Below are 22,754 nucleotides of genomic sequence, written 5' to 3'. Positions count from 1 at the left end.
GGGGTAGTGACGCTTATCCCGCTCACTCCCACAGGGGGAGCATGGATCGGCGCGCATTTCTGGCCACCGTGAGTGCGGGTTTGGCCGGCTGTGGATCGACCGGGTCGACGCCGGATGGGGGGGACGCGACGGCGACGCGATCGGCGACCGGACGGGCCACGGCGACGCCGACGGTCGCGCCGAGTGCGACGCCGGCGCGGACGCCGCCGGAGCGGCGATACCGGCCCCAGTTGCTCGACGCGACGCTCGTCTCGACCTGGGCCGAGTCCGGCGACCTGTCGGCCAACCGGATCGACCGGCTACAGCGGGGCCAGCCCGCCGTCGTCGCCTTCCGTTATCGCGTTCGCGTTCCCGAGGGGACGATCAACCTCAAGGAAGGCGTCGACGTGACCCGCGGCGAGGACCGTGTCGCCAGGCGGTACCGGGACGTCGATCGTTCCGTCGACGCGGCCGGACTTCACACCTGGGAGACCGCGATGACTTTCGAGACGGCCACGTGGCCGGCGGGGGAACTGACGGCGTGGGTGGCCGTCGGCGAACTCCAGTTACACCGCACCTCCGACCCCGTGACGACGACGTTCGAGGTCGTTCCGGCCTGAGCCGACGTCGCCACCCCGGCGCGGCGTCGCGGCCGACCGAAAAAGACGGATTTATCAATAGCCGCCACGTCCTCCCGAACGCGCTCGGTTGGTGTAGTCCGGCCAATCATGTTGGCCTTTCGAGCCGACGACCAGGGTTCGAATCCCTGACCGAGCATCGCAGCGAGCGTCAGCGAGCGAGACGCGCAGGGAAGGATTTGAACTAGAGAAACGCGAGCGCCAGCGAGCGTTTCGCGTGGTTCGAATCCCTGACCGAGCATCATCGCGCGCGTCGACGAGCGAGACGCACGGGAGTAGGTTTGAACCACGTGAGCCGAGCGGGCCTCGCAAGGGTCGGCAACCGGGACGAAACTCCGGATTCCGTCCGTCCCGAGACGTCTCCGAGCGGGTGGTCGCGTCGATTGTCACTGCTGATAGTCAAGGGGTGGCTTTATCTACGGAACGAACGGTAGGGCGTACGTGATTGCGGTCGGGACCGACCGTGTCCTTGCGTGCGTCCGCAAGGTCGTCCGACTGCCGACGTTCGCTCGATCGTCTCTCGAATCCCAACATGGCCGCACAAGAACACCCGGAACGTGAACGCTCACAGCCCGAGCGGCTGTCCAAAGACACCGTCTTCTCGATACTGAGCAATCAGCGTCGGCGGTACGTGCTCTCCGTTCTTCACCGGAACTCCGAGACGGTGGAACTCCGCGACCTCGCCGAGCGGATCGCCGCCTGGGAGAACGACGTGACGGTGGCCGACCTCGATTACAAACAGCGCAAGCGGGTGTACACGTCGCTTCACCAGACGCACCTGCCGAAACTCGACGAGGCCGGGATCGTCGAATACGACCGGGATCGGGGAACGATCACCCTGGCCGATCGGGCGTCCGAACTCGACGTGTATCTGGCGGATGTCGGCGACCGCGGCGTTCCGTGGCCCGATCTCTATCTCGGCCTCTCGGCGACGGCCCTGCTCTTTCTCGTGGCGACGTGGCTGGACGTGTTTCCCTTCTCTTCGCTGCCGGATCTGGCCGTCGCCGGCGTGATCGTCGTGCTCTTTGCCGTCGTCGCCGTCGTCAACTCGTATCTCGTGCGCCGTGGCCGGATCGGGGGCGGGACGTCCATCGATGTCCTCGGCGACGCGGATTAGTTCAGCCAGTCCGCAGGCTTCGTGTCGTAGTCGATGTCGGCGGCGGCGATCCGCTCTTCGAGATCCGGATCAAGGTCGTGGATCCCGAACTGCTCGCCGTCGTACCGGATGCGCTTGCCGACTTCGCTGGGCGTCGGCTCCCGGTTTCGTCGCCGTGCGATCTCCAGTTCGTGCTCGTCGTACTCCTTGACGATGGTCATGAGATTGACCGGCCGCCCCCAGAGGTCGTAGGTGCGTTCGAGTACGCGCTTTGCCTGTTCGACATCGAGGTCGATGCCGTTGTACTGGTGACCCAGGAGTAGTTCGTTCCGGTTGTCGAAGTTGCCGTCGTAGACGGCGACGGTCGGCTTCCCGAAGTTGGTGAACTGCAGGAGGAGTTTCTTCTTTATGTCCTCGGGATCCTCCGAGGCGACACGGAAGTCGCCGGTCGCCTGTGAGAACTCGTAGGTGAAGTAGTCGTTCTCGGTCACGAACTCCTCGGAGAGGAACGCGTCGATGAAGGTCACGTCGTTGTGACTCTCCCGGAGTTCGCGCATTCGCGTCCAGCCAGCCGTGTAGTCCACGTCGGCGAGCGCGTCGGCCACCGAGTCGTACTTCGCGTCGTCGAACATGTACCGCGACAGCCGTTCGACTTCCGAGCGCCGGATGCGCCGCAGGAACCCCCGGTTCTGGGGTTTGCACAGCGAGAAGTGTCGCTCGGCCAGTCCCGCGGTCGTGAGCACCTTCCACGGGTAGCGCGTCACGTCGATTTCGCCGTCCAGCGCCCGATCCAGCGCCGCGGCGTCCACCCGCGGATCGGCCGGATCGAGGGCGTCGAGCGTCTCGGGGGTGATCGTCGCGATGGTGGGATCGGGCGCCAGCAGGTCGGCGACGGCCTCGAAGTCGATCACGTCGTGGAAGTTCCGCCAAGTGACTCCCTCGACCCGGAGGAGGTGATCGACCACTTCGCGGCGGTTGGTCACGTTCTCGACGTACTGCCAGAGTTCCATCCCGAGTTTGTAGGGGTTGAGCCCGGGCGACCCGAGGACGCGGGCCATGTGGTCGGCGTAGGTGACGAACTCGTCGTCCTCGGCGAAGCCCTCGTCGCTCATCATCGTCGACTCCCAGTACGAGTTGTGGTTCACGAACCCGGCGCCGGCGTATCGATGGGTCTCCTCGACCGAGATGTCGAACACGTCGCCCGTACTCGTGGACACGTCGACGATTTCGTCCGTCCACCGTTCCGTTTCGAACCACTCTAGATCGTCCAGATACGTCCTCAGCGCTACGTCTTTCGACGGGTAGCTGTAGCCGATTTCCTCGTCGAACCGCTTCGCGGACGCCCCGGTCAGGTGGACGTGATAGCAGCCGTCGGTCTGCTCGCGTCGCCGGGAGAGGATGCCGAAGTTCGTCAGCAGTAACTGGACCGTCTCACTGACGGACTCGCTTTTCCTACTCAGGATCACACCGTGATCTCCCGCGTAGCCGTCGGCGTCGAATAACCCCTGCAGAAACGCGGCGACCACCGACTTCGGCGACCGACGGATCTTCGTGGGAACCGCTTTGTCCGCCGCGCCCGCCGTCGCGTCGAACGCGTCGGTGAGCAGGCGGACGAGGTTCGCCGAGTAAACGTAACAGCGCCACCGTGAACCGTCCTCGCTGACCGTCGTGGAGACGCCGAACAGTTCTTCGGCCAGTCCGGCGAATTCGTCGACTTTCGGCTTCGTGTCCGCGGTGAATCCCACTTGGTTCGATGCGGTCGAAACGTGCCCATCTCCGACGAGTAAGCCGAGGAACCGTCCGATGTCCTCGGTCACTTCGTCGGGTACGCGGATCGGATCGCTCGCTGCTTCGCTCCGTGGCGCGCCATCGTATCGTTCCAGCGCCCGCTCGATGGCGTCACTCTGCTCCGCACGACCGAGGCGCCGGTAGCGCATCACCGTCCACACCGAGACGCCGGCCGCATCCGCCACGTCGTCGAGGGTCACGCACTCGGGAGAGTCCCAGTCGATATCGGCGTACTGGTTCGGCCAGACGCCGCTACCGCCGCTGATTTCGATCTCATCACCGGGCGCTAAGTCACCGAGTTCGACCCACGAACCATCGGGGCACCGAATCCGATGGTTGTCGGAGCCAGTCAACTCGAACCCCCGGCGGGTTTCGATCGTGACGGTGTCGTGATCCGGGATGACGTTCGTATCGTACACCGATCGCCGGTCGCTGCCGTCCGACACCGCAGTCCGGTCCTCGACGACCTCGCGCATCGGTATCAATCCCGCTTCCGTGAAGATCGGCGTCTCGGGATCCACACAGGCCCACCCCTCGTTCATCACCTTCGTCATCTTCTGCCCCGCGAAGTAGTACGCTTCAGTCCGAAGGATGTCGAGGACGTCCTTCTGCCACGGCTCGAACTCCACGGCTTTGCCCGACTCCTCGTCGTACTGCCGGCCGTGTTCGAGGAGGAAGGCGAGTACGTCGGCGTGGGGGTTTTCCAGACGCGCCCGTGCTTGCTCCGACTCGGCGAGGTCGTCCAGCCACTCGTCGTCGAACGCCTGTCGGCGCACGTCCTCCGAGACGTCGAGTTCGTCCAGTCGCTCCCGGAGGTCGGCCGGAGCGTCCCGTTCCCGCCGTTCGCCGGCGCGGGCGAACGCGCGGTGCTGGTCGATAGTGTCTTCCAGACAGAGCACGGCGTCGATGAATCGCTCGACGTCGTCGCGGTCGATTTCGGGGTCCTCGACGTAGCCTTTGATCGTCTCGGCGTGACGTTCGAGCATGGCCGCGGCGTCGAGTTCCGACTGATCGTCGCCCTGGCCGTCGCCGAAGAGGCCGAACCACTCGTTGTTGGCGAAGAAGTCGGCGTGGGCCTCGACGTGCGTGATGACCGCCTTCTGGTCGGCGGGCGAGTTCGACTCCTGGAGGAAGGCGTGTGCGGGGTTGTCGTTGTTGACGATTTCGAACGCCTTCCCCATGCCGAACTGGTCCTGTTTCCGCTGCCGGTCGTAGGCCATCCCCCACCGCCAGTGGGGGTAGCGTCGCTGGAATCCGCCGTAGGCGATGAGTTCGTTCATCTCGTCGTGGTCGACGATCCAGTAGTTGACCGGATACGGACCGAGGCCGAGTTTCCGGGCCAGATTCGCCGCCTCCTCGACCGGTTCGGTGAGTCGGCTCGCTTCCTTCCGTGCGTCGATGCGATCGTCTCTCATTGGTCCTCCGTGCTCAGGATGTCGTAGATGGCGTCGGTCACGTCCGCGGGTTCGGAGACGTAGGTGACGACGACGCCGCCGCGGTCCTCGAACGCGCGTTCCACCTCCTCGGCGTGGGTAGCGTTGATCGCCGTCCCACCCGGTTGCGTCTCCACGTACGCGTGCAGGTTCGCCGGAATCGACTCCATGAGCGGCACGACGTTGTCGCGGGTATCGTTGCTGGAGTTCTCGGAGTCGCCGGCGGCGAAGACGTATCGGTTCCACTCCGTCCAGGGGTACCGTTCGTTCAGGATCTCCGCGGCGAGGTCGTACGCCGCGGAGATGCGGGTACCGCCGCCCGAGCGGATGCCGAAGAAGTCCTCCCGGTCGACTTCCCACGCCTCGGCATCGTGGGCGATGTAGACGAACTCCGCGCGGTCGTACTTGCCGGTGAGATACCAGTCGAGCGGGGTGAACGTCCGCTCGACGAGTTCCCGCTTCTGTTCGCGCATGCTGCCGGACACGTCGCGGATGTTCACCACCACGACGTTTTTCTCCGTCTCCTCGATCACCTCGGGGTGACGGTAGCGTTCGTCCTCGCGGCGGAACGGCACCTCGCGAAGCCCCTCCCGGCGGATGCGTTCGAGCGTCGTCGTCCGCTCGACACGCTCAGCCATCGCCTCGAAGCTCTCCCAGCGGCCACGTTCCTCGTCGGGGATCGAGTCCCACTGGTCTTCGATCCACGCCCGGGAGACGAGGACGTTCTCCTCGCGGCACCACCGGAACACCTCGCCCGGCGTGGCCCCTGCCACGCGCATGGCCTCGCGGACGAACTCCTCGTCGAAGTCCATCGCTAGCTTTCGTTTGAGCCCCTGTTTGAACAGGCGCTCGAAGTCGAGCGTACTGTTCGGTCCCGCACGCGTCAGCTCCGTGAAGTCGCCCTCGACTTCCTCGACGACTTCCTTCCCCTTCGGTTCGAGGTCGAGCCCGAGTTCCTCGTCGAGTTCCTCGGCGAACTCCTCGGGGTCCATCTCGTAATACTCGTGGTCGGCGCCGTCCTCGCCGGGGTCGCCGTCCTCGTCGCCGTCCTCGTCGTCGGCCGGCTGGGGCTGGCCGACCGGCTGGCCGACGTCGGGTGTTCCGTCCTGTCCCTGCCCGACACCGCCGCGGTCCCGTGGGTCGTAGGCGAACTCCGGGAGGTCGACGACCTTGATGCGCACGCGGATGCTGTCCGGGCCGCTACCCCCCAGATCGCCGTAGCGGATGAACTCCTTCAGATCCTCGCGGCGCCGCTCGCCGACCTCGCGAAACCGGTCGAGGTCCTCCCTCAGTCCCATCGGTAGCTCACCTCCCGCATCACTTTGCGCCCGGTCAGCTCCGCCGACGCCGCCGAGTAGCCGTGCGATTCGAGGTGGTCGAGCGTCTGCTCTTTGAGCCGCTCGGTCTCCGTATCGGACGGCGGGTCCGTCCACTGGCCCGGATCGAACCCGTCGAACAGCCGCTTCACATCGCTCCAGTCGTGGGCGTCGAGCACCGCCCGGATGACCGGGATGTCCGTCACGTCGACGTTCTCGATGGCGAAGTCCTCGTCGCGGTTCTCCCAGGCGTAACGGTTGATGGCCGTGATGACCTTCTCGCGGCGGAACGTCTCGACGCGGTCGGCCGGTTCCCCGCCGTCGTACGCGCCGGGGCCGAACCGGCCGAGATGCTCGGTCTCGAACACCTTCATCAGCAACGGATCGGGATCGGCCGCCCCTCGGTCGGTCGCAACCTGCTCGCCGTTCGCCCACGCGAAGACGTGTTCGACGTACTCCGCGACGGTTCCCTCGTCGACGCCCGTTTCGGCCAGCAGCGCGTCGAGGACGTCCGCCTCCTGTCGGTCGAAGACGTAGCTTTTCACGACCGCGAGCCGGTTCTCGTATTCGGCCGCCTCGGCCCGCGAGAAGACGGGGGCGCCGCTCAGCCCGTCGGCCATCGCGTCCACGATGTCGTCCGGCATGACGACCCGCTCGACCGGCAGGTCGGCGTGGTGCCGGTCGGCGTCGGTCTGGAGCAGGTCGGCGATCACGTCACGCGTGTACGTGACCGGGATCCCGTGACTCCCGTCGTCGCCGTCGAACTCGAACTCGTCGGCGTCGATCCGTTCGTCACCCTCTTGGAGGTAGCCCTGATCGAAAAGCAGCGCCTTCTCGACGAGGCTTCGGTTGCCGGGCACGTCCTCGCCATCCAACCGGGTGACCACGCTGTACAGTGCCGCCGCCTCGACGGCGTGGGGGGCGAGTTCCCGCTCGACGACCCCACCCGCCCCGTCGCGCATCGACAGCGACAACCCTTCCCGTACCCGCGAGTCGAGGTCGGCGTACCCCTCGGCCTCCCAGACGGCCGTCTCGTTCGTCAGTTCCCGTCGAATCAGCTCCGCTTCCAGCGAGAGGTTGGTGAGATAGCCGAACTCGTGTTTGTCGAGACGGCGCTTCAGCGCCTTCAGCGGATCGCGCCCGTTGCGATCGGCGTACTTGTCGAGTTCGACGTCGAGGTCGGGGTTCGAGATGATGAGCAACTGCGTGTCGATGTCCATCCCGATCCCCTTGTCGAGTTTCACCCGACCCTCGTCGGGGACGTTCAACAGTTTTCGGAGGAGGTCGGCGTGCTGGGAGGCGTCCTCGACGATCGTCAGCAGGCCGTTGCCCTGGGAGAGGACGCCGTCGTACGAGAACGCCTGCGGGTTCTTCCGTCCCCGCGAGTCGAGTTCGCGAAGCATCCCTGGCATCCACGAGCCGACCAGCCGCTCTTTCGGCGAGCCGTCGTCCTCGGAGTGGAGGACACCGATCCCGCGTCCCACGTCGACGACGTAGTTTTTCACCCGGAGGTGGCGAGGGTCGGTGATCGAGGAGAACAGGCTGGTGCCGCCCGCGCGACGGTATCGTTCCTCCAGATGGTCGTAGGCCTCACGGCAGAACGGATCGAGGTCGGCATCCACCCGCGTCGGCACGTGTCCCGCCTCGCCGAGGTCGTCGAGGATCGACTCGCGGACGGCCGGCGGAAACACCGACAGCGGGTGGGACTGGACGGGGCTCTCGTACCAGTCGTCCTCGCGGTCGAGCTCGTCGCCGTAACTCAACCCCCGCTCGTCGGTGGCGCTGGCGACGTTCCACTCGACGGTGAACCGCCGCCCGGCCTCGGTCTTGGAGTACTCTCGGAGACCGTTGATCAGACACCGCTTGAGCTCCGATTTCCCCGTCGCGGTCGGCCCGTCGAACCAGATGATCTTCTCGCTTTTGCCGCGGTCGGCGGCGATGGTCCGGAGGTCGTCGACGAACCCGTTCAGGGTCTCGGTGTTCCCGAGGACGGCGTGTTCGCCGTCGTTGGCCGGGTCGTCGAAAAAGCGGTAGCGCTCCCGCTCCTCGCCCTCTTCGACCACCGCACGCGTCCCCATCGACTCGATGGCTTCGAGGAGATACTTCGGCGCGTGGGAGGCGATGGACGGTCGGGCCATCGCCGCCTCGACGTACTCGGCGAGACTCATCGGCTCCTCGTAGGCGCCGGCGAGCGCCTCGTCGCCCGCGCGGATGTAGTCGTCCGTCATCCTTCCAGTTCGCTCTTTGCGACCTCCGCGCCGGCGAACTCCAGAACTTCGGTGGCCCCTTCACGGGAGTAGTCCTGCTCGATCAACGCGTCGATCCAGGCGCTCCGCTCGTCGTCGTCGAGTTCGTTCGCCGACACCAGCGCCGAGAAGTTGATGTTGTGTTTCTTGTCCTCCCAGAGTTTGCGCTCCAGCGCGCGGCGCAGGCGGTCGTTGTCCTGCGGGTCGAACCCCTCGCCCTCGCGGGCACGGCGGCTTACCCAGTTCGACACCTCCTGACGGAAGTCGTCCTTTCGGTCGCTCGGGATCTCCAATTTCTCCTCGACGGAGCGGAGGAACGTCTCGTCGGGTTCCTGCTCCCGGCCGGTGAGTTCGTCCGTCACCGTGGCGTCGTCGATGTACGCCATGACGTGGTCCATGTACTTCTCGCCCTGCCGGCGGATCTCGTCCACGTCGTAGGCCAGCGCATGGCGTACGTCCTCGATGGCGCGCTCCTTGTACTCCTCGCGGACGAGTTCGAGATACCGGTGGTAGCGATCCACGTTCTCTTCCGGGATCGATCCGTGGTTCTCGAGGTTGCGTTCGAAGTGAGTGAACACCGAGAGCGGCGACAGGTACGAGCGGCCGCGGTGGGTGGCGTCCATGATCGCCTCCGCGATTTCGTCGCCGATGAAGCGGGCGGAGACGCCGTCCATCCCCTCCGCGATGTCGGCGTTCCCCTCGCCCTCCTCGCGCAGTTTCTTCACGTCGATGTCGTCGGTCTCGTCGATCTCCCCGTTGTAGGCCTTGGCCTTCTGGACGAGCGTGACGTTCTCGCCGTTGGGCTCCGTGATGCGGGTGAGGACGCCGAACAGTCCCGCCATCTCCATGACGTGGGGTTCGATGTGCATGTCCGGTACGTCCGCGTTTCGGAGCATCTTCCGGTAGATTTCGGCCTCCTCGCTGTACTCCAGGACGTACGGGAAGTCGATGCGCTTGGTGCGATCGTTGAACGCCTCCATCTTTTCGTCGCCTTTCTTCTCCCGGTACTCGGGCATGTTCGTGCGGCCGACGATCACCTGGTCGATGTCGATCCGGGGGTTGTTTTTGGGCTTGATCGTCTGTTCCTGGGAGGCGTGCAGGAAGTCATAGAGGAACTCCCGCTGGAGTTTCAGTAACTCCTCACCGCTGAACAGCCCGCGGTTGGCGTTGCAGAACGCCCCGGAGTAGTCGAACGCCCGCGGATCGCTCTCGCCGTAGATGGCAATTTTCGAGTAGTTGACGTCGCCGGTCAACTCCGTCTCGTCCTGATTCTTCTTGTCCTTGGGCTCGAACGTCTCGATGCACTGGCGCTTGTTCTCGGAGGCGACGAGTCGGACGATTTCGACGTGGTTGTCCAGCACCGCCTTCAGGTCGTCGTCGTAGTGGGCCAGCAGGCGGTCCATGTAGAACTCGCTTGCAGGGTCGAGCGACTGCTCGTTGCGGATCGTATACGGCGCATCGAGGGCACCGTTCAGCCGTTCGAGTACCCGGTCGCGCTGCTCCTGGGGGAGAAGCACGAGGGGATCCTGGTTCATCGGCGAGAGGACCGTGTCGTCCGCGGGATCCTGATCGCGGACGATGTCGCCGAGATTCACCCACTGGAAGGTGTACATCCGGCCGTCGTCGTTCAGGGTGTAGTCCTCGAAGTACCGACGGACCATCCAGTCGAAATGCGACTTCCCGGAGCCGACTGGTCCGAGCAACAGTTTGATACGTTTCTCCGGGCCGAGTCCCCGGGCACCGCTTTTCACCTTGTTGACGAACTCGTGGATCGACTCGTGGACCTCGCGGCCGTAGAAGGTGTTCTCCCCGTCGTGTAACGGGTCCTCCGAAGCCATGAGATACTCCACGACGCCGGCATCCTCGTCGTACTCCGTGCCGTAGTAGTCGAACATGTCGGCGACGCGCTGGTGAGCGTTACGGGCGATCCGCGGGTCGTCGTACACCTCGTCCAGATACCAGTCGAACGCCTTCGCTTCGCGGAGGTCCGCGGGAACCGATTCCTTGTAGTGCTGGCTGAGGTCTTCGAGGGTTTCCTTCGTCATTGTCTCTTCGTGTCTCGGACCCGAGTGCCGTCGACACGTCATCCCCGCCGCCGAGGCCGTGTCATGTGTTCGCTTACCACGGTCCGATGGCGACCGGTGGATGGTCGCGTTGTCCGTCGGAGATGCCGGGTGGCGGGGGTGCGATCGACGACCGCTCGGTCCGCTGGTAACCGAGACTATAAACCATGTCAGGAATACATATAAATAAGCCTTTCTCGGGGGCGGTCGTTCCCCCACATTCGTGGGACCGGGTTCGCGTCGCAGCGTTCGGGTTCGTATCCGTCGGAGACGGCTGATTCGACCGGTTCAGTTGGATCGCTCGTGGACGCACGGTGACGGCACGTGCCCGGAGACTTGGGTCGTCACCGTGGTGAATCTCGCACGGCCGCGTCCGGCGTTGCCCACAGCGGCGGGGACCACCGGAGTATAGGGCCGTCGGGACGAACAGGGTGACATGACCTTCGAATCACTCCCCGACGGGTGGACGGTCTGGCACGAGGAGGCGGGCGGACGGGCGATCCTGGCGTACCGCCCGGACGTGTTCGACACCGACGCCTTCCCCGCGCCCTGCCTGCCGACGATCTATCTCTCGCCGGGATCGCCCCGCCGTCGTCCCGGTGCAGTCACGGAGGACGGGTGGACCGTCACGCTGTATCTCGAACCCGAGGTCGAGGCGCGCGTGGCGACGGCAGCGAGCCGCGACGACGCCGTCACGACGGCCGTCACGATCGCCCGGGCCTTCACAGCCGGCGAGATCGACTACCGCGGCGCCTATCAGGTGCCACGCGAGGCGTACTTCGATCGCCTCGACGAACTGCTCGGTCGCGAGGCTTAACCGCCGGGGACGAGAACGACCGCCCATGTCCGAGGTCACGCTCATCGGAACTCGTCTCGCCGAGATCGGTCGCGAGTTCGTCTTTCGCGGCGAATCGAGCGCGTGCGAGGGCTGTCCGTATCGCGGACAGTGTCTCGATCTCTCCCCCGGCACCCGTTATCGGATCACGGACGTTCGGGAGAACGCCCAGACGCTCGACTGTGCCGTCCACGACGGCGGCGTTCGCGCCGTCGAGGTCGAACCCGCGCCGATCCCCGCGAACGTGCCGTCGCAGGTTGCCTACGCCGGCAGCAAGGCGAAACTCGCCGGGTCGTGTCCGTACACCGACTGTCCGAGTCACGCCTACTGTGTCCCCGACGGGGCGGACTTCGACGTCGAATACCGGATCGACGAGGTCGTCGGCGACCCGCCCCACGACTACTGTATGCTCGACCGTGACCTCACGCTGGTCGAACTCGCCTCCCGCGAGGACTGATCGCCCGGCTCGTCCCTCTCGACGTCGGCGAGGCGTCCCACACGCTCCCCGGCGTAGCCGAACACGCTCTCGTAGCCGTCGGCCGACATCAGGACCGGATAGAACGGATCCTCGGCCACGCGCTCCTCGCCGTCGGCCGACGCGAAGGGCACCCCGGCGGGCACGCGCTCGAAGTTCTCGACGAACACCTCGTAGTCGTCGGCGGGCGCCTTCGGGACTTGGCCGGTGAGACGGAAGATCGGTACGTCGTCGTCCGGGGTCACGCCGGCCGCCTCGGGAAAGACGCCCGTCGCCGCGAGGAAGGCGTCGATCACCGCTCGGGCGTTCTCCGTGGCCGTCTCCGACCACTGCAGGCCACACTCCACCTCGACGATTCCGGGGTAGTCGATCAGGCGACCGCCGGCGTACACGTCGGTTTCGACCACCGCGTCGAGGGGTAACTGCGCACACAACGCCGCTTTCTCGGGGCCGACGCTGTCGACCAGGGCGAAGGGATCGGCGTACGACTGCGTCGAGTGGAGGGCGAGCGTCGTACAGCCGTCGAGTTCCGTCAGGAGCCGTTTCGCCAGTCGTCGCTCGTGACTCTCCGCGTCCGCCTCGCCGGGGAACGCCCGGTTGAGGTCGTCGTCGAGATACCGGACGTCCCGTTCCAGTGCGCGCTCGTTGGCGACGACGAACTTCACCGGCCGTCGAAACTCGGGTGGATCGGACAGGAGGTCGTCGACCGCCCGCGGGCCGCAGGGTTCGTCGCCGTGGACTGCCGCGACGACAGCCACCTCGGGGTCGTCGCCGAACTCTCGAATCCTCATTACACGCTCCTAGCCGCGGGTGTTAAAGTGCGTTTCCGTCGCGTCACGTCCTACCGCAGGTGCTCATCGATCGCAGGTGTTAGGCCGATGGCACGACTGTGTACCCGTATGGACGACCACACCCGGGATTACAGCGTCGGGCCGCCGGTGGCGGGCGACCCGACCGGGTGGCGGGCGGACCGCGCACCGTCGAACGGCTGGGAACACGGCACGCTCCGGCGAGCGGTCGTCCACGGCGTCCGCCTCTACAACGCCGGCGCCTACCACGAATCGCACGAGCTTCAAGATTGATTTCTGATGTGCCAATAAATCCATCACTCTAATCGCTCGGCGTACTCGCGGTCCCAGTCCACCGCAACCGGATGCTCTCCATCAAGTTCGATTTTCCATCCGTCGATAACAGCCGGGTCGTCAAGCGCGGCCCGAAGGGTGGCCCGCACGTCGCAGAGGTCGACCCCGTAGTAGTCGTCGGGGACACCGTGGAGATACTGAAGCGCCGTCTCGAAGAGGCTCCGCATCCCGTCATCGTTCTCGAAGTCGACGTGCTTGTACGCGCCCGCCGCGACCTGCACCATTCCGTGGAGGAAGGCACTTTCCGTTGATCCACTCCCGTAGTTGAACCACTCTGCTTCAAAACAATCGTGCGCCTCATGATACTCGCCGGCGTTGTAGAGGCGCACCCCATGAATTACTGCTCGTCGGAGCGTTCCGTGTTCCCACCCGTTAGACGGTCCACGGCCGTTATCCCACCCGGTGGGATCTCCCGAGGTTGGGGGGCCCACAGTGTTGTCTCGGGTGTGGTCGTCCATGTGGGTGAGTAGTAGTCCAAGCCACCTAATCGCACCGACCGATACTATCGTGAGCGCTGTTGGCAGGATATCGGATTCCACAGTCGAGAGGCGTTACCGCATCTGACACGACAATCTGCTACCGTAACGCGCGCAAGTCTGTCCTACTCGCGGCCTCGAGCGGTCGGCGTCCCATTCGACGTACTTCGGCGACGGCGTCCTCGATGCTACAGCCTCGATCGTGTGCCAGCCAGAGCGCCAGTACGTGTCCCGTTCGACCCGAGCCCGCCGAACAGTGGACGACGACTCGTTCCGAGGCGGCGTTCGACACGTCGAGAAACGGCAGGATCGTCTCGTGGAGCGTCCGTCGATCGACGACGCTGAAATCCTCGATCGGCGCGTGCGTCACGCGATCCTCACCGAACGCCGCCGCGTAGGTGTCGAGGGGGTCGTCGTACTCGCTCAGCTGTGTCTCGTCGAGTAGACAGCAGACGCGTTCGACGTCTCGTTCCTGCATATATTGCACCCAATCGTCGACCGAACTGTCGGGTGGCGCTCGTGGTGGGTGATTCGGACGACAGGCGCCGAAGACGATCCGTTCGTCCTCGGCCGCCGGAGCGAAATTGTACATCGTGCATGAATCGACCGCTCGAGTGTAATACCTATCTGTGGCGTCTATCTACTGTTGCTCGACGTTCGATGTATTATTTCCGTTTCTCCTGTTGTCTCCTTTCGATCGATCGTCTTGGCAGGCGAGAATTTATTATTCTCTAAGAGACGGCTGTACATGGTGACACGAGGCCCCAAACCAACCGAGACGACTGATCGTTCGATCACGGTCGTCTTGCTCGACACGGACCGAGAACGGCGCGACTGTCAGTCCTACGAGGAAGCCATCGCGGTCGTGAAAGAGGAACTCGCGCCAGGGACGGTCGCGAAAATCGAGAACCGCGATGGCGAGATCGTCTTCACCTCCAGCGAGATGTCTATCGACGCTTGGGAGGTCGAATGGCGACAGCAGAAACGCCGCCTCTCGGTCGAAACTGAAGACCACGTCTGCCCCTACGACAACGCCGGCTGTATCTTCGACAACCTCTGTGTTCAGTGTAAGATGGATGCCGTCCAAGACAGCTTCTGATTAGTGGAATCTCGTGTTGACCAGCTACGAAAGCGAAACACGGAAGCAGAGTTGCCGTTCCAGGTCAGACCCAGCACGGCCTCATTAGCACGCAGACGACGGTTATCCATTCTCTTGAACGATCGCTAACAGCGTTTCAGCGATATCTGAACAGGGTAGATCGGAAGTCGCTAAATCTTCTAGATCCTCGCGGGCAGCCCTGACGACGTGAGTCCGTTGCCCACAGTTCGTACACTCGTACATAGCATCTTCAGAGACTGACTCAAGTGTCGACCGATCACAAGTTGGGCAACTGAGGCCAGCAGTCATCAGTCGCTCACCTCGGTGGATGCATGGTCGCACTCGTCAGTTCTACACGATTGCTCTCTTGGAGTCAAATGACCAGACTCCCCTTATGAATTAGAGCGTCGGAATTGCGCGGAGATCAGTCGACGCCGCTTGGTACGGTAACTGGGTGCCTGTTCCACTGACTTTTGCTCGCCCTCCCGTGCTCCACGGCCACTGGTTGGAAACATCAGTCAACTGGATTTTGTGCTCGCGACTCGATGGCGTCTCGAAGTATAGCTGTTCTCTTGGAACTCTATTCCCAGACTGTGTTCAGTATCTTAGTTTCGTCACGTTTCGATTGGTTCGAATGAGTCTGTCTTCATAATCGGATTCAGGCATTAAAACGGGGTGAAGCGCCGTTTTCATCAAGGTTAGAGCTGCTCACATGGTATCATACTCGTCCGTAGTATCCGCAAGAAGCACCAGTCTACCCGCTAACACCAGAACTAGGTCGGGCAGCTGACCTGACATCCTCCCACGACTGAAGTCGTGGGGTTCCACGGTCACAGACCGTGCCCACGACGGAGAGGTTCCCCACTCGCGTCGTTCGGTGGGGTTGTGGGCCGTGCCAGTCCGGCCCCCGACTCGGATAGCGGGCTTCATCTACCGCCGCGCTGGCGTGCATATCCTTACCCGAGACTCGGTAGCACAACCGACGATACGAACCGTGGTAGTTGTTTCGGCTGTTGTCGGATTCATCCCACGGCTGAAGCCGTGGGCTTTCTCCTTGAACCGCTGTAATCAGCCGGATTCACAACCGTCGAATTCGGCTGGCACACGGGTCGTGAGTACCGACGAGCGTAGGGGACGATGCGACACCGCCCACTCTCAGAGCGAGCGTCGTGTTCATAATTGGTCTCCGTCTGGTGATTAGCTTCACTCAACGGAAGCCTGACCGATCGCTTCGTTGAGAACAGTCGCAGATTGGCCGATAGCGACGGCGAGCGGGTCACTTACGCGACACGGGATCGAACCCCGATCGTCGCAGTCACGGGACATCTGATACTCAATTTCCGTAACACCGCTGTTCTTGCGGTCGTAGATCCCGATTATGAAACGCAGCTAACCGGCACTCCGATCGCTAGCACTCCTATACGCCCACCTCATCCCACTCCACCGAGTATGAATTCCCTGTGCGCCCGACATTCCAATCGCTGCGGCGAGAGCAGTTGGCGATCCCGCGAACGGAGCACAGGTCAACAGCCGTGGTGCATAGCTCTCTCCACAGCACACGTTCGATCAACTGCTGAGAGTCACACGGTCGTCGCCCATCATCCCCGTCAAGTGCGCCACAGCAACTAGACTCACTCGCTTTCGTGAACGCTGATCGGTGAGACGAACTCTTCCACAGACTCGGGCGTCGCCGCGAGCTGTGCTAACGCCGTTTCATCCACGCTCTCCGAGAATGTCCAGAGCAATTCCCCGCGAAGCTCGAACCATGTCGTCCCGAGCGAAGCCCTTACCTCCTCCGTCGCGGGTACCCAGTACCCGTCACCGACGTACGGTTTGGCTCCCTTCGACGCGAACACGAACACAACCGCCCTTTCCAGCAACTCGGTGAACGCCTCACCGGTCGCCACGAGGTACGGCTCACTGAGCGTGACGAATACGAGATCGTAGCCTTCAGCCAATTCCCCCTTCAAATCCGCCGAGAGGTTCAATTCCCGACCAACGGCCTGTCGCGTCTCGTCGATCGTGAGTGCTGAAGGATCGTGGCCCATCCGTTTCGCACGATCACGGACAGCGTTGATGTCGCTGAGTGTGCAATCGTACGCGACGATCCGCTCGTTTTCAGCCACCACCCCGTATCCGGCCGAAACGATTCGCCACGTTACGTTCGCGTAAGATCGCAGATTCGCTACCGCTTGCCGGACACGTTCGTGTTCGTCCCCGGTGTACATTTCGGCTGCAGGGGCAACGTAGTCGGGATACGTTTCCAGTAAGTCGTCTCGACTGGTTGAGTCGAGCTCCTCGCAACCGATCGGCGCCTCGTCGAACTGCTTGTCGCCGGAGCAGCCCGAGATCACGAGAATATTCATAGGGGAAATATTCAACCGAAGCTACAATCGTGTTTCCCCGTTCGGAGTTCACTTCTCGCTGTTCGTGAACGTATACTATCGAAAAAGTCGACGATGGGAGGTGGCCGATAAATTCATCACTCGAGTTTCAGATGTCGAATTAGTGTACCTCTATACGCCCGACGATGTCGACCGCAAGCGCGCACACCACCAAGTCGTGAAACAGGATGCTGACGACGTGCCCACCAAACGCCGGGGTAACCTCGGTGAACTCGCGTTCGAACAGTTCTGTCGGGAGTATCTCCCAGTGGAGATGTGGGAGTGGGAGAACGAGGGGGCGATCCGCAAGTGCAACCCCGAGAGTTTCTCGGCCTACGATTTCGAAGTGTTCGGGTACGAGATCGACGTGAAGACCTCGCGGAACTGATAGCCGCATACGGTGACTATCGGCCGAATCCGGGCCGACTGTACGTCACGGAACACGGTCACGTCTGGGTGAACGTTCCATACGACGACGTGATGCCCGACAAACGATCCGAGATCGAAAACGCCGTCGCCGCTTGGAAACAAGACGCCGAAGCTCGCGGTGACGCCAGTACGCTTCGCCTCGTCAATCGTCGACTGGTCGCCACCAGTTCGACGGACGATCCCGCTGACGGTTATCTTCCTGTTCACCTCGGGCACCTACGAGAGTTCGACGGGGGGATGGTGCCACGTCCTATCGTTGACGACGAGGAGTACTTCCTGGAGGTCGGGCAGTACGAGGAAGTTTGGGAATAACCGATTCGCTAATTCTGCTTGGAGAACATCGGTGAGATTCTCAGTAGTGACCGGTGTTGACAGTCGTACTGAATAGAGATTGGATAACAGAAACGGATTCTGGAGAATGAGCTACTCTACCTGTTTACCTCGTCCGGAGTGACGCTTAGATATTCATTTGTCGGCCAATTTGTCCAAAAGTGCAGCTTTCACGTCGGGATCATCCAACAGTTCATCCAGCTTGTCTATCTTCGCTTGCGTCTCCGTATCGTCGGGATCTGTTTGCCTGTAGGACTCTTTTACATCGGTGCTGACCTTGTCCTCCACCTCTTTGGCGTCCGGTGAGTACACCAACCCACAATAGGGGCAGGACTTCCAATCGCCCTCTAGTGGTTCCCCGCAACGATCACACACCGGCGGCGTGAGCGGACTGTCCTTGTCGGGATCGCGGAGTCCTCGAGCCACCTCGGCGGCCTCAATGTGATCCTCATCAGTGAGGTGAGCATAGGTGCGTTCCATCACCTTGCTGTCGGGTTCGTGTCCGATCAGGTGCTTTATGTTGTCGTTGTCCATGCCATAGTCCCGCTTACACACCGTCACGAAGTAGTGGCGGAAGTTGTGAGCGTTCACTGGCTTGTCCACACCGGCTGCGTCCCCGATTCGCTGGAGCTGTCGATACAAGGTACTCGGATCTAGCTTGTCTCCCGGCTCCACGCCGTCGCGATTGCTCTGATCGTGTTTGTGCGTGATGAGATAATCGTCCGGATCGCCGGTCGGATGTTGTCGAACCCAGTCACGAACGGTCTTATTGGCACCTAAGAGGGGTCGTTTGCCTTTCGCACCCTTGAGGTCACCATCGTCGTCGTTGAGATAGAAGATCCCATCTTCCGGTTTCACGTCCTTGAGCCTGAGATTTAAAATCGCGCTCCGTCGTTGACCGGTGTAGAGGAGTAGATCGACGAGACAGATGTCCCGAGAACCGCGGCGTTTGGCTTCTTCGCGGAGGGCCTGCACATCCTCCTTGGAGAACATATCCCGCTCGTCGACGGAAGACTCGTCTTGTTCAGCAAAGTGAATCTCCTCCCGGTCAACTCCTAACTCATCGTGGTAGAGGTAGAAGCGGCGAGTAGGGCCCTGAAAGTTCCGCACAGTGCTACTTTCTAATCCATCGTCCTTGACGCCAGCAACATTACCGTTGAGATAGGCGTCCATCAGGGAGTTGATGTCGTAGGCAGTAGCTTCGGTCAGCGCCGGTTCCAAGTCCCGTGCCACGCGGCAGAGCGCCCGTGCGTAGCGAGCGAGCGTCCCGTCTTCCTTGACCTTTCCATCGGGCATTTGGTAGGTGTTCCGACGGGAGTCGTTCGCATCTACAAATTCGAGTATTAGCTGCCTCTCCTCGTCGCTCACGTCCTCGTCATTCTCGATTCGCTTTCGGGCGGTTTCGTATCGCTCCCGCATTGATTTCGCCATGGTGGCACGCCTCTCTCCAAGAGAGTCACTCTGCTCTCTTATAGCTAGGGACTAATTACACTTATCCAAACAATCTTCGAGGACGAGTGGTACAACTACGGTTCCGGCTCCACCGAAAGCGCCTTCCTCCACGGGATGGTCCAGGTCGCGGCCGGCGCGTACAAACACGTCGACTTCGAGAACGACGACGGAATGCGGAGCCTGTTCGAGACGGCGCTCCAGTACCTCCACGGGGTGCCTGGCGACTACTACGGGATCGACGTCGAGGAGGTGCGAGGACGCCTCCGCGCGGCGCTGGACGATCCCGGAGCGATCGACGGCTGGCGGATCGCACTCGACGGGGAGCGCCCGGAGGCAACGGCGGTGGACTACGAGTACGCCGAGCGACTGGAGTGATCGCCCGGTCAGCGGACGGGGGCCGCGTCGTCCTCGGCGTACGCCAGCGGCCCGTACACCGCGGCGACGACCACCGCTCCCGTCCGGTCGACAGTGTGTTCGCGCACCTCCAGTCGCCGTTCCTCCTCCCAGTTCCAGTCCCGGAGTCGGCGGGCGTCGGCGAGTTTCTCCCGGAGGTCGGCCCGTACCGCCTCCGCCGATCCCGCGGTGCTCTCCATGAGGACGCCGCCCTCTTCGGCGCGGGCCCACCCGAGGCCGGCGGCGACGGTGTCGCTCGGCCGCGTCGTCTCGGCGGCCGCGAGCACCACCCCGACCGGCGCCCCGACGCCGTACGCGGCCTCGGTCCGGCCGGTGCGGGCGACCGCTCGCCCGGGCGGGATGACGGAGGAGTAGGTGACGAGGTTGTAGTTGTGGATGCCCGCGCCGGCCAGCGCGGCGTCGAACGCGCTCAGCGGCGTGCCGGCGTCGCCGTGGCCCCACACCACCTCGATGGTGTCGCTCATGTCGAGGCTTCGGGGGGCGGAGGTGAAAGGGATTGCCGTCGGCGCCGACGGTTCGCGGTCGGGGGGATTTTATCCGCCCCCGGTCCGAGGCGTCCGCATGGTACTGAGAGCAGTCGATGGCGTCGAACCGACGATCCACGAGGACGCGTACGTCGACGATGCGGCGGTCGTGATCGGCGACGTGACTCTCGAACCCGACGCCTCCGTCTGGCCGAACGCCACGCTCCGTGGCGACCAGCCGATCGTGATTCGCGAGGGGGCGAACGTACAGGACAACGCCGTCTGTCACGAGGACGCGGTCGTCGGCCGGCACGCCACCGTCGGCCACACCGCCATCGTCCACGCGGCGACGGTCGAAGAGCGGGCACTGGTCGGGATGGGTGCGATCGTCCTCGACGATGCGACGGTCGGGGAGAGGGCTATCGTCGCCGCCGGAAGCGTCGTCACCGAGGGGACCGACGTTCCCCCCGAGACGCTGGTCGCGGGGACACCCGCCGAGGTAATCAAGGAGATTCCCGACTCGTCGTGGCAGGAAGCGGCGGACCACTACGTCGAGAAGGCCGACCTCTACGCCGGGACGTCGACGGTCGTCGAGGACGAGGAGAGGACGGGGAGCGACTGACCGCTCGGTTCGGGTCGACCGCCGGTCCGATCCCGTCGACGGTGTGGCCTAGCGTCGGGGTCGACACTCACCGTGGTGTGGATGCTCTCGGGCGTGAAGCCGTCCTCGGCGAGGGCGTTCGCCAGCGCCATGGCGAAACAGCCCGCCTCGGCCGCGCCGACGAGTTCCTCGGGATCCGTTCCGTCGGCGTCCTCGTAGCGGGCGCCGAACGCGTACGGGCCCTGGTACGCGCCGCTACCGAGGCCGACGGTCCCGCCACCCGTCCGCAGGTCGCCTTCTCACGTCGCGTCCGCGGTTCTGGCTGGCATAGCGATCGGCTCGTACGACGGATCCGATCGAGTCCGTGTTTTCACCCTTCGCCGATCATCCGATCCTCGTCCTCCCACTCCTCGGACCGGAGTTCGTACTTCTGGACCTTGCCCGTGGCGGTGGTGGGGAGACCGGCGACGAACTCGACCTGCCCGACGGTCTTGAAGCCCGCGAGGTTGTCGCGGGTGAACGCGATCAGTTCCGCCGCGGTGACTCCGGGTGCGTTGGGGTCGCCACCCTCCGGGACGACGAACGCCTTCGGCTCCTCACCCCACTTCTCGCTCGGGGCGGGGATCACCGCGACGTCCGACACCTGCGGATGCTCGAACAGCGTGTCCTCCAGTTCGATGCTGGAGATGTTCTCCCCGCCCGAGACGATGATATCTTTCTTGCGGTCCTGAATGGCGATCATGCCGTTCTCGTCGACCGTCGCCAGATCGCCCATGTGGTAGTAGCCGTCGATCCGGTCGCTGAACGCCTCCTCGGTGGCCTCGGGGTTCTCCCAGTAGCCCTCCATCACCTGGTTGCCACGGACGACCACTTCCCCGATCGTCTCGTCGTCCGGGGGAACGTCCTCGCCGTCCTCGTCGACGACCCGAATCTCCGTCCCCAGGAAGCCGAGCCCCTGTCGCTTCTTGACCGCGAAACGGTCGCCGCTCGCGTCGTCGAACAGGCGACGGGCGTCGGAGGTGGTGACCAGCGGCCCGGTCTCGGTGGCGCCGTAGACGTGTTTGAGATACCAGCCGAACTCGTCTTCGACGGTGCGGATGGTGGCCTCCGGCGGCGCCGATCCCGCCGTTGCGATGCGGACGTCGTTGTCGCCGCTCGTGGGGACGTCGTTGTCGTGGTAGTAGTCGCTCAGCATGTTCAACACCGTCGGGGCACCACAGAGATAGGAGACGTCCTCCGCGGCGATCGTCTCGAGGATCCACTCGGCGTCGATCCCGCGGGTGCAGACGTGCTTCGCGCCCATGCCCGTGATCGCGAAGATATGTCCCCAGCCGTTGACGTGGAACATCGGGAGCGTCCAGAGATAGACGTCGTCGTCCGCGATCCCCTGGTGGATCGTCGTGAGGTAAGCGTGGAGGGTCTCACACCGGTGGCTTCGCATCACGCCTTTCGGATCGCCCGTGGTTCCCGAGGTGTAGTTGATGGTGATCACCTCGGTTTCGTCCATCTCGGGGCGGTCGTAGGCGGTTCCGGCCGCCGAGACGACAGCGTCGAACCCCTCCCAGTCGCCGTCGACGGCCTCGGGGTCGTTCGTAACGAACGTCTCCGTCGGGACGTCGTCCCTGATGGCCGCTATCTTCTCCGCGTACTCGTGATCGGCGTAGATGGCGTCGACCCCCGCGTCGTCGAGGATGTACTCGAAGTCGTCGGGCGTCAGACGGTAGTTGAGCGGGGTGTGAATCGCGCCCAGTTGCATGATCCCGTAGGCCGCTTCGAGGTGGTAGTGCGTGTTCGGATCGAGCACCGCCACCCGGTCGCCCTTCTCGATTCCGCGGGCCTGGAGGGCGGCCGAGAACCGATCCGCGCGCTCGCCGAGTTCGTCGTACGTGTACCGTTCTCCGGTCGTCGCCACTACCGCCTCGTGGTCGCCGTAGTAGTTACGGGCCCTGTCGAGGAAGTCGGTCACCAAGAGCGGTTTCTGCATGTCGTGACGGTCCCGGCGACAGTCTATAACTGTTTTTGTGGATGGTCTACCGTATCGCTCAGACCGGCGGCCGAACACCGAGCCCGTGTGACAGATACCCACAGATTGAA

The 22,754-nt window shown here is 63.5% G+C and carries 19 protein-coding genes, 1 tRNA gene and 3 pseudogenes; 11 read left to right on the top strand and 12 right to left on the bottom strand.

Going from position 1 to position 22,754, the window contains the following annotated elements; all coding sequences use genetic code 11:
* Positions 1–41: 41 nt before the first annotated feature.
* From NBT82_RS08570 to NBT82_RS08560, 3 genes are all read left to right on the top strand, one after another.
* Positions 42–599 (top strand): hypothetical protein, encoded by a 558-nt coding sequence (locus NBT82_RS08570; protein ID WP_251331115.1) that lies wholly within the window; start codon positions 42–44, stop codon positions 597–599.
* An 82-nt stretch (positions 600–681) separates the two neighbouring features.
* A tRNA-Glu gene (locus tag NBT82_RS08565) sits at positions 682–756 on the top strand.
* A gap of 393 nt (positions 757–1,149) precedes the next feature.
* Entirely contained in the window at positions 1,150–1,734 is a 585-nt protein-coding gene (locus NBT82_RS08560; RefSeq protein ID WP_251331114.1) for a DUF7344 domain-containing protein, read from the top strand.
* Here the strand turns inward: NBT82_RS08560 and NBT82_RS08555 are convergent.
* Genes NBT82_RS08555 through NBT82_RS08540 form a run of 4 tightly spaced genes read right to left on the bottom strand, consistent with a single transcriptional unit; the run spans position 1,731 to position 10,541 of the window.
* Complete coding sequence (locus tag NBT82_RS08555) at positions 1,731–4,916, bottom strand: SpoVR family protein (RefSeq protein ID WP_251331113.1); 3,186 nt, start codon at positions 4,914–4,916, stop codon at positions 1,731–1,733. The genes NBT82_RS08560 and NBT82_RS08555 overlap by 4 nt on opposite strands.
* On the bottom strand, positions 4,913–6,232 hold the full coding sequence (locus tag NBT82_RS08550; protein ID WP_251331112.1) for a YeaH/YhbH family protein: 1,320 nt from the start codon (positions 6,230–6,232) through the stop codon (positions 4,913–4,915). The genes NBT82_RS08555 and NBT82_RS08550 overlap by 4 nt, the downstream gene beginning before the upstream one ends.
* Entirely contained in the window at positions 6,223–8,478 is a 2,256-nt protein-coding gene (locus NBT82_RS08545) for a PrkA family serine protein kinase (protein ID WP_251331111.1), read from the bottom strand. The genes NBT82_RS08550 and NBT82_RS08545 overlap by 10 nt, the downstream gene beginning before the upstream one ends.
* Positions 8,475–10,541: a PrkA family serine protein kinase gene (locus NBT82_RS08540; protein ID WP_251331110.1), complete on the bottom strand. Its 2,067-nt coding sequence runs from the start codon at positions 10,539–10,541 to the stop codon at positions 8,475–8,477. The genes NBT82_RS08545 and NBT82_RS08540 overlap by 4 nt, the downstream gene beginning before the upstream one ends.
* Before the next feature lie 454 nt (positions 10,542–10,995).
* On the opposite strand from NBT82_RS08540, the gene NBT82_RS08535 reads away from it, so the two are divergent.
* Both NBT82_RS08535 and NBT82_RS08530 read left to right on the top strand, forming a co-directional pair.
* A complete protein-coding gene (locus NBT82_RS08535) occupies positions 10,996–11,376 on the top strand; it encodes a DUF5820 family protein (RefSeq protein WP_251331109.1) in 381 nt (126 codons plus the stop codon).
* 25 nt (positions 11,377–11,401) lie between these two features.
* Complete coding sequence (locus tag NBT82_RS08530; protein ID WP_251331108.1) at positions 11,402–11,851, top strand: UPF0179 family protein; 450 nt, start codon at positions 11,402–11,404, stop codon at positions 11,849–11,851.
* Here the strand turns inward: NBT82_RS08530 and NBT82_RS08525 are convergent.
* Positions 11,794–12,660 carry a M14 family metallopeptidase gene (locus NBT82_RS08525; RefSeq protein WP_251331107.1) on the bottom strand — a complete coding sequence of 289 codons (867 nt, stop codon included), beginning with the start codon at positions 12,658–12,660 and terminating at the stop codon, positions 11,794–11,796. The two genes, NBT82_RS08530 and NBT82_RS08525, sit on opposite strands and share 58 nt — an antisense overlap.
* A 108-nt stretch (positions 12,661–12,768) precedes the next feature.
* Between NBT82_RS08525 and NBT82_RS08520 the strand changes: the two are divergent.
* A pseudogene (locus tag NBT82_RS08520) lies at positions 12,769–12,939 on the top strand (DUF309 domain-containing protein); the annotation flags it as partial.
* A gap of 35 nt (positions 12,940–12,974) precedes the next feature.
* Here the strand turns inward: NBT82_RS08520 and NBT82_RS08515 are convergent.
* Together NBT82_RS08515 and NBT82_RS08510 are read right to left on the bottom strand one after the other, a co-directional pair.
* Complete coding sequence (locus tag NBT82_RS08515) at positions 12,975–13,469, bottom strand: DUF309 domain-containing protein (protein WP_251331266.1); 495 nt, start codon at positions 13,467–13,469, stop codon at positions 12,975–12,977.
* 118 nt (positions 13,470–13,587) lie between these two features.
* Entirely contained in the window at positions 13,588–14,079 is a 492-nt protein-coding gene (locus NBT82_RS08510) for a protein-tyrosine phosphatase family protein (protein WP_251331106.1), read from the bottom strand.
* Between the two features lie 159 nt (positions 14,080–14,238).
* Here NBT82_RS08510 and NBT82_RS08505 point away from each other — a divergent pair, with 159 nt between their 5' ends.
* Complete coding sequence (locus tag NBT82_RS08505) at positions 14,239–14,586, top strand: hypothetical protein (protein WP_345780688.1); 348 nt, start codon at positions 14,239–14,241, stop codon at positions 14,584–14,586.
* Between the two features lie 1,631 nt (positions 14,587–16,217).
* Here the strand turns inward: NBT82_RS08505 and NBT82_RS08500 are convergent.
* The gene (locus tag NBT82_RS08500) at positions 16,218–16,952 is read right to left on the bottom strand and encodes a DUF6884 domain-containing protein (RefSeq protein ID WP_251331104.1); all 735 of its coding nucleotides are present in this window, start codon (positions 16,950–16,952) and stop codon (positions 16,218–16,220) included.
* Between the two features lie 142 nt (positions 16,953–17,094).
* On the opposite strand from NBT82_RS08500, the pseudogene NBT82_RS08495 reads away from it, so the two are divergent.
* Positions 17,095–17,355, top strand: a pseudogene (locus NBT82_RS08495) (DUF7961 domain-containing protein); the annotation flags it as partial.
* Between the two features lie 95 nt (positions 17,356–17,450).
* Positions 17,451–17,711 carry a hypothetical protein gene (locus tag NBT82_RS08490; RefSeq protein WP_251331381.1) on the top strand — a complete coding sequence of 87 codons (261 nt, stop codon included), beginning with the start codon at positions 17,451–17,453 and terminating at the stop codon, positions 17,709–17,711.
* A 153-nt stretch (positions 17,712–17,864) separates the two neighbouring features.
* On the opposite strand, the gene NBT82_RS08485 is transcribed toward NBT82_RS08490, so the two are convergent.
* Positions 17,865–19,097, bottom strand: coding sequence for a tyrosine-type recombinase/integrase (locus NBT82_RS08485; RefSeq protein WP_251331103.1), 1,233 nt, complete (start codon positions 19,095–19,097; stop codon positions 17,865–17,867).
* Positions 19,098–19,235: 138 nt separating this feature from the next.
* Here NBT82_RS08485 and NBT82_RS08480 point away from each other — a divergent pair.
* Positions 19,236–19,556 (top strand): annotated as a pseudogene (locus NBT82_RS08480) (DUF309 domain-containing protein); the annotation flags it as partial.
* Between the two features lie 8 nt (positions 19,557–19,564).
* On the opposite strand, the gene NBT82_RS08475 reads toward NBT82_RS08480, so the two are convergent.
* Positions 19,565–20,059, bottom strand: coding sequence for a pyruvoyl-dependent arginine decarboxylase (locus tag NBT82_RS08475; protein WP_251331102.1), 495 nt, complete (start codon positions 20,057–20,059; stop codon positions 19,565–19,567).
* Between the two features lie 97 nt (positions 20,060–20,156).
* Between NBT82_RS08475 and NBT82_RS08470 the strand changes: the two genes are divergently transcribed.
* A complete protein-coding gene (locus tag NBT82_RS08470) occupies positions 20,157–20,681 on the top strand; it encodes a gamma carbonic anhydrase family protein (RefSeq protein ID WP_251331101.1) in 525 nt (174 codons plus the stop codon).
* Here the strand turns inward: NBT82_RS08470 and NBT82_RS20020 are convergent.
* Positions 20,627–20,950: an OsmC family protein gene (locus tag NBT82_RS20020; RefSeq protein ID WP_256476692.1), complete on the bottom strand. Its 324-nt coding sequence runs from the start codon at positions 20,948–20,950 to the stop codon at positions 20,627–20,629. The genes NBT82_RS08470 and NBT82_RS20020 overlap by 55 nt on opposite strands.
* A gap of 80 nt (positions 20,951–21,030) precedes the next feature.
* Positions 21,031–22,644, bottom strand: a complete 1,614-nt coding sequence (locus NBT82_RS08460; protein WP_251331099.1) for a long-chain-fatty-acid--CoA ligase — start codon at positions 22,642–22,644, stop codon at positions 21,031–21,033.
* Positions 22,645–22,754: the final 110 nt, after the last annotated feature.

It is taken from the genome of Haloplanus sp. HW8-1, from assembly GCF_023703795.1.
Classification (GTDB): Archaea; Halobacteriota; Halobacteria; order Halobacteriales; family Haloferacaceae; genus Haloplanus; species Haloplanus pelagicus.
Note: the sequence above shows the minus strand (reverse complement) of the source record. Positions and strands in the feature narration are given on the sequence as shown.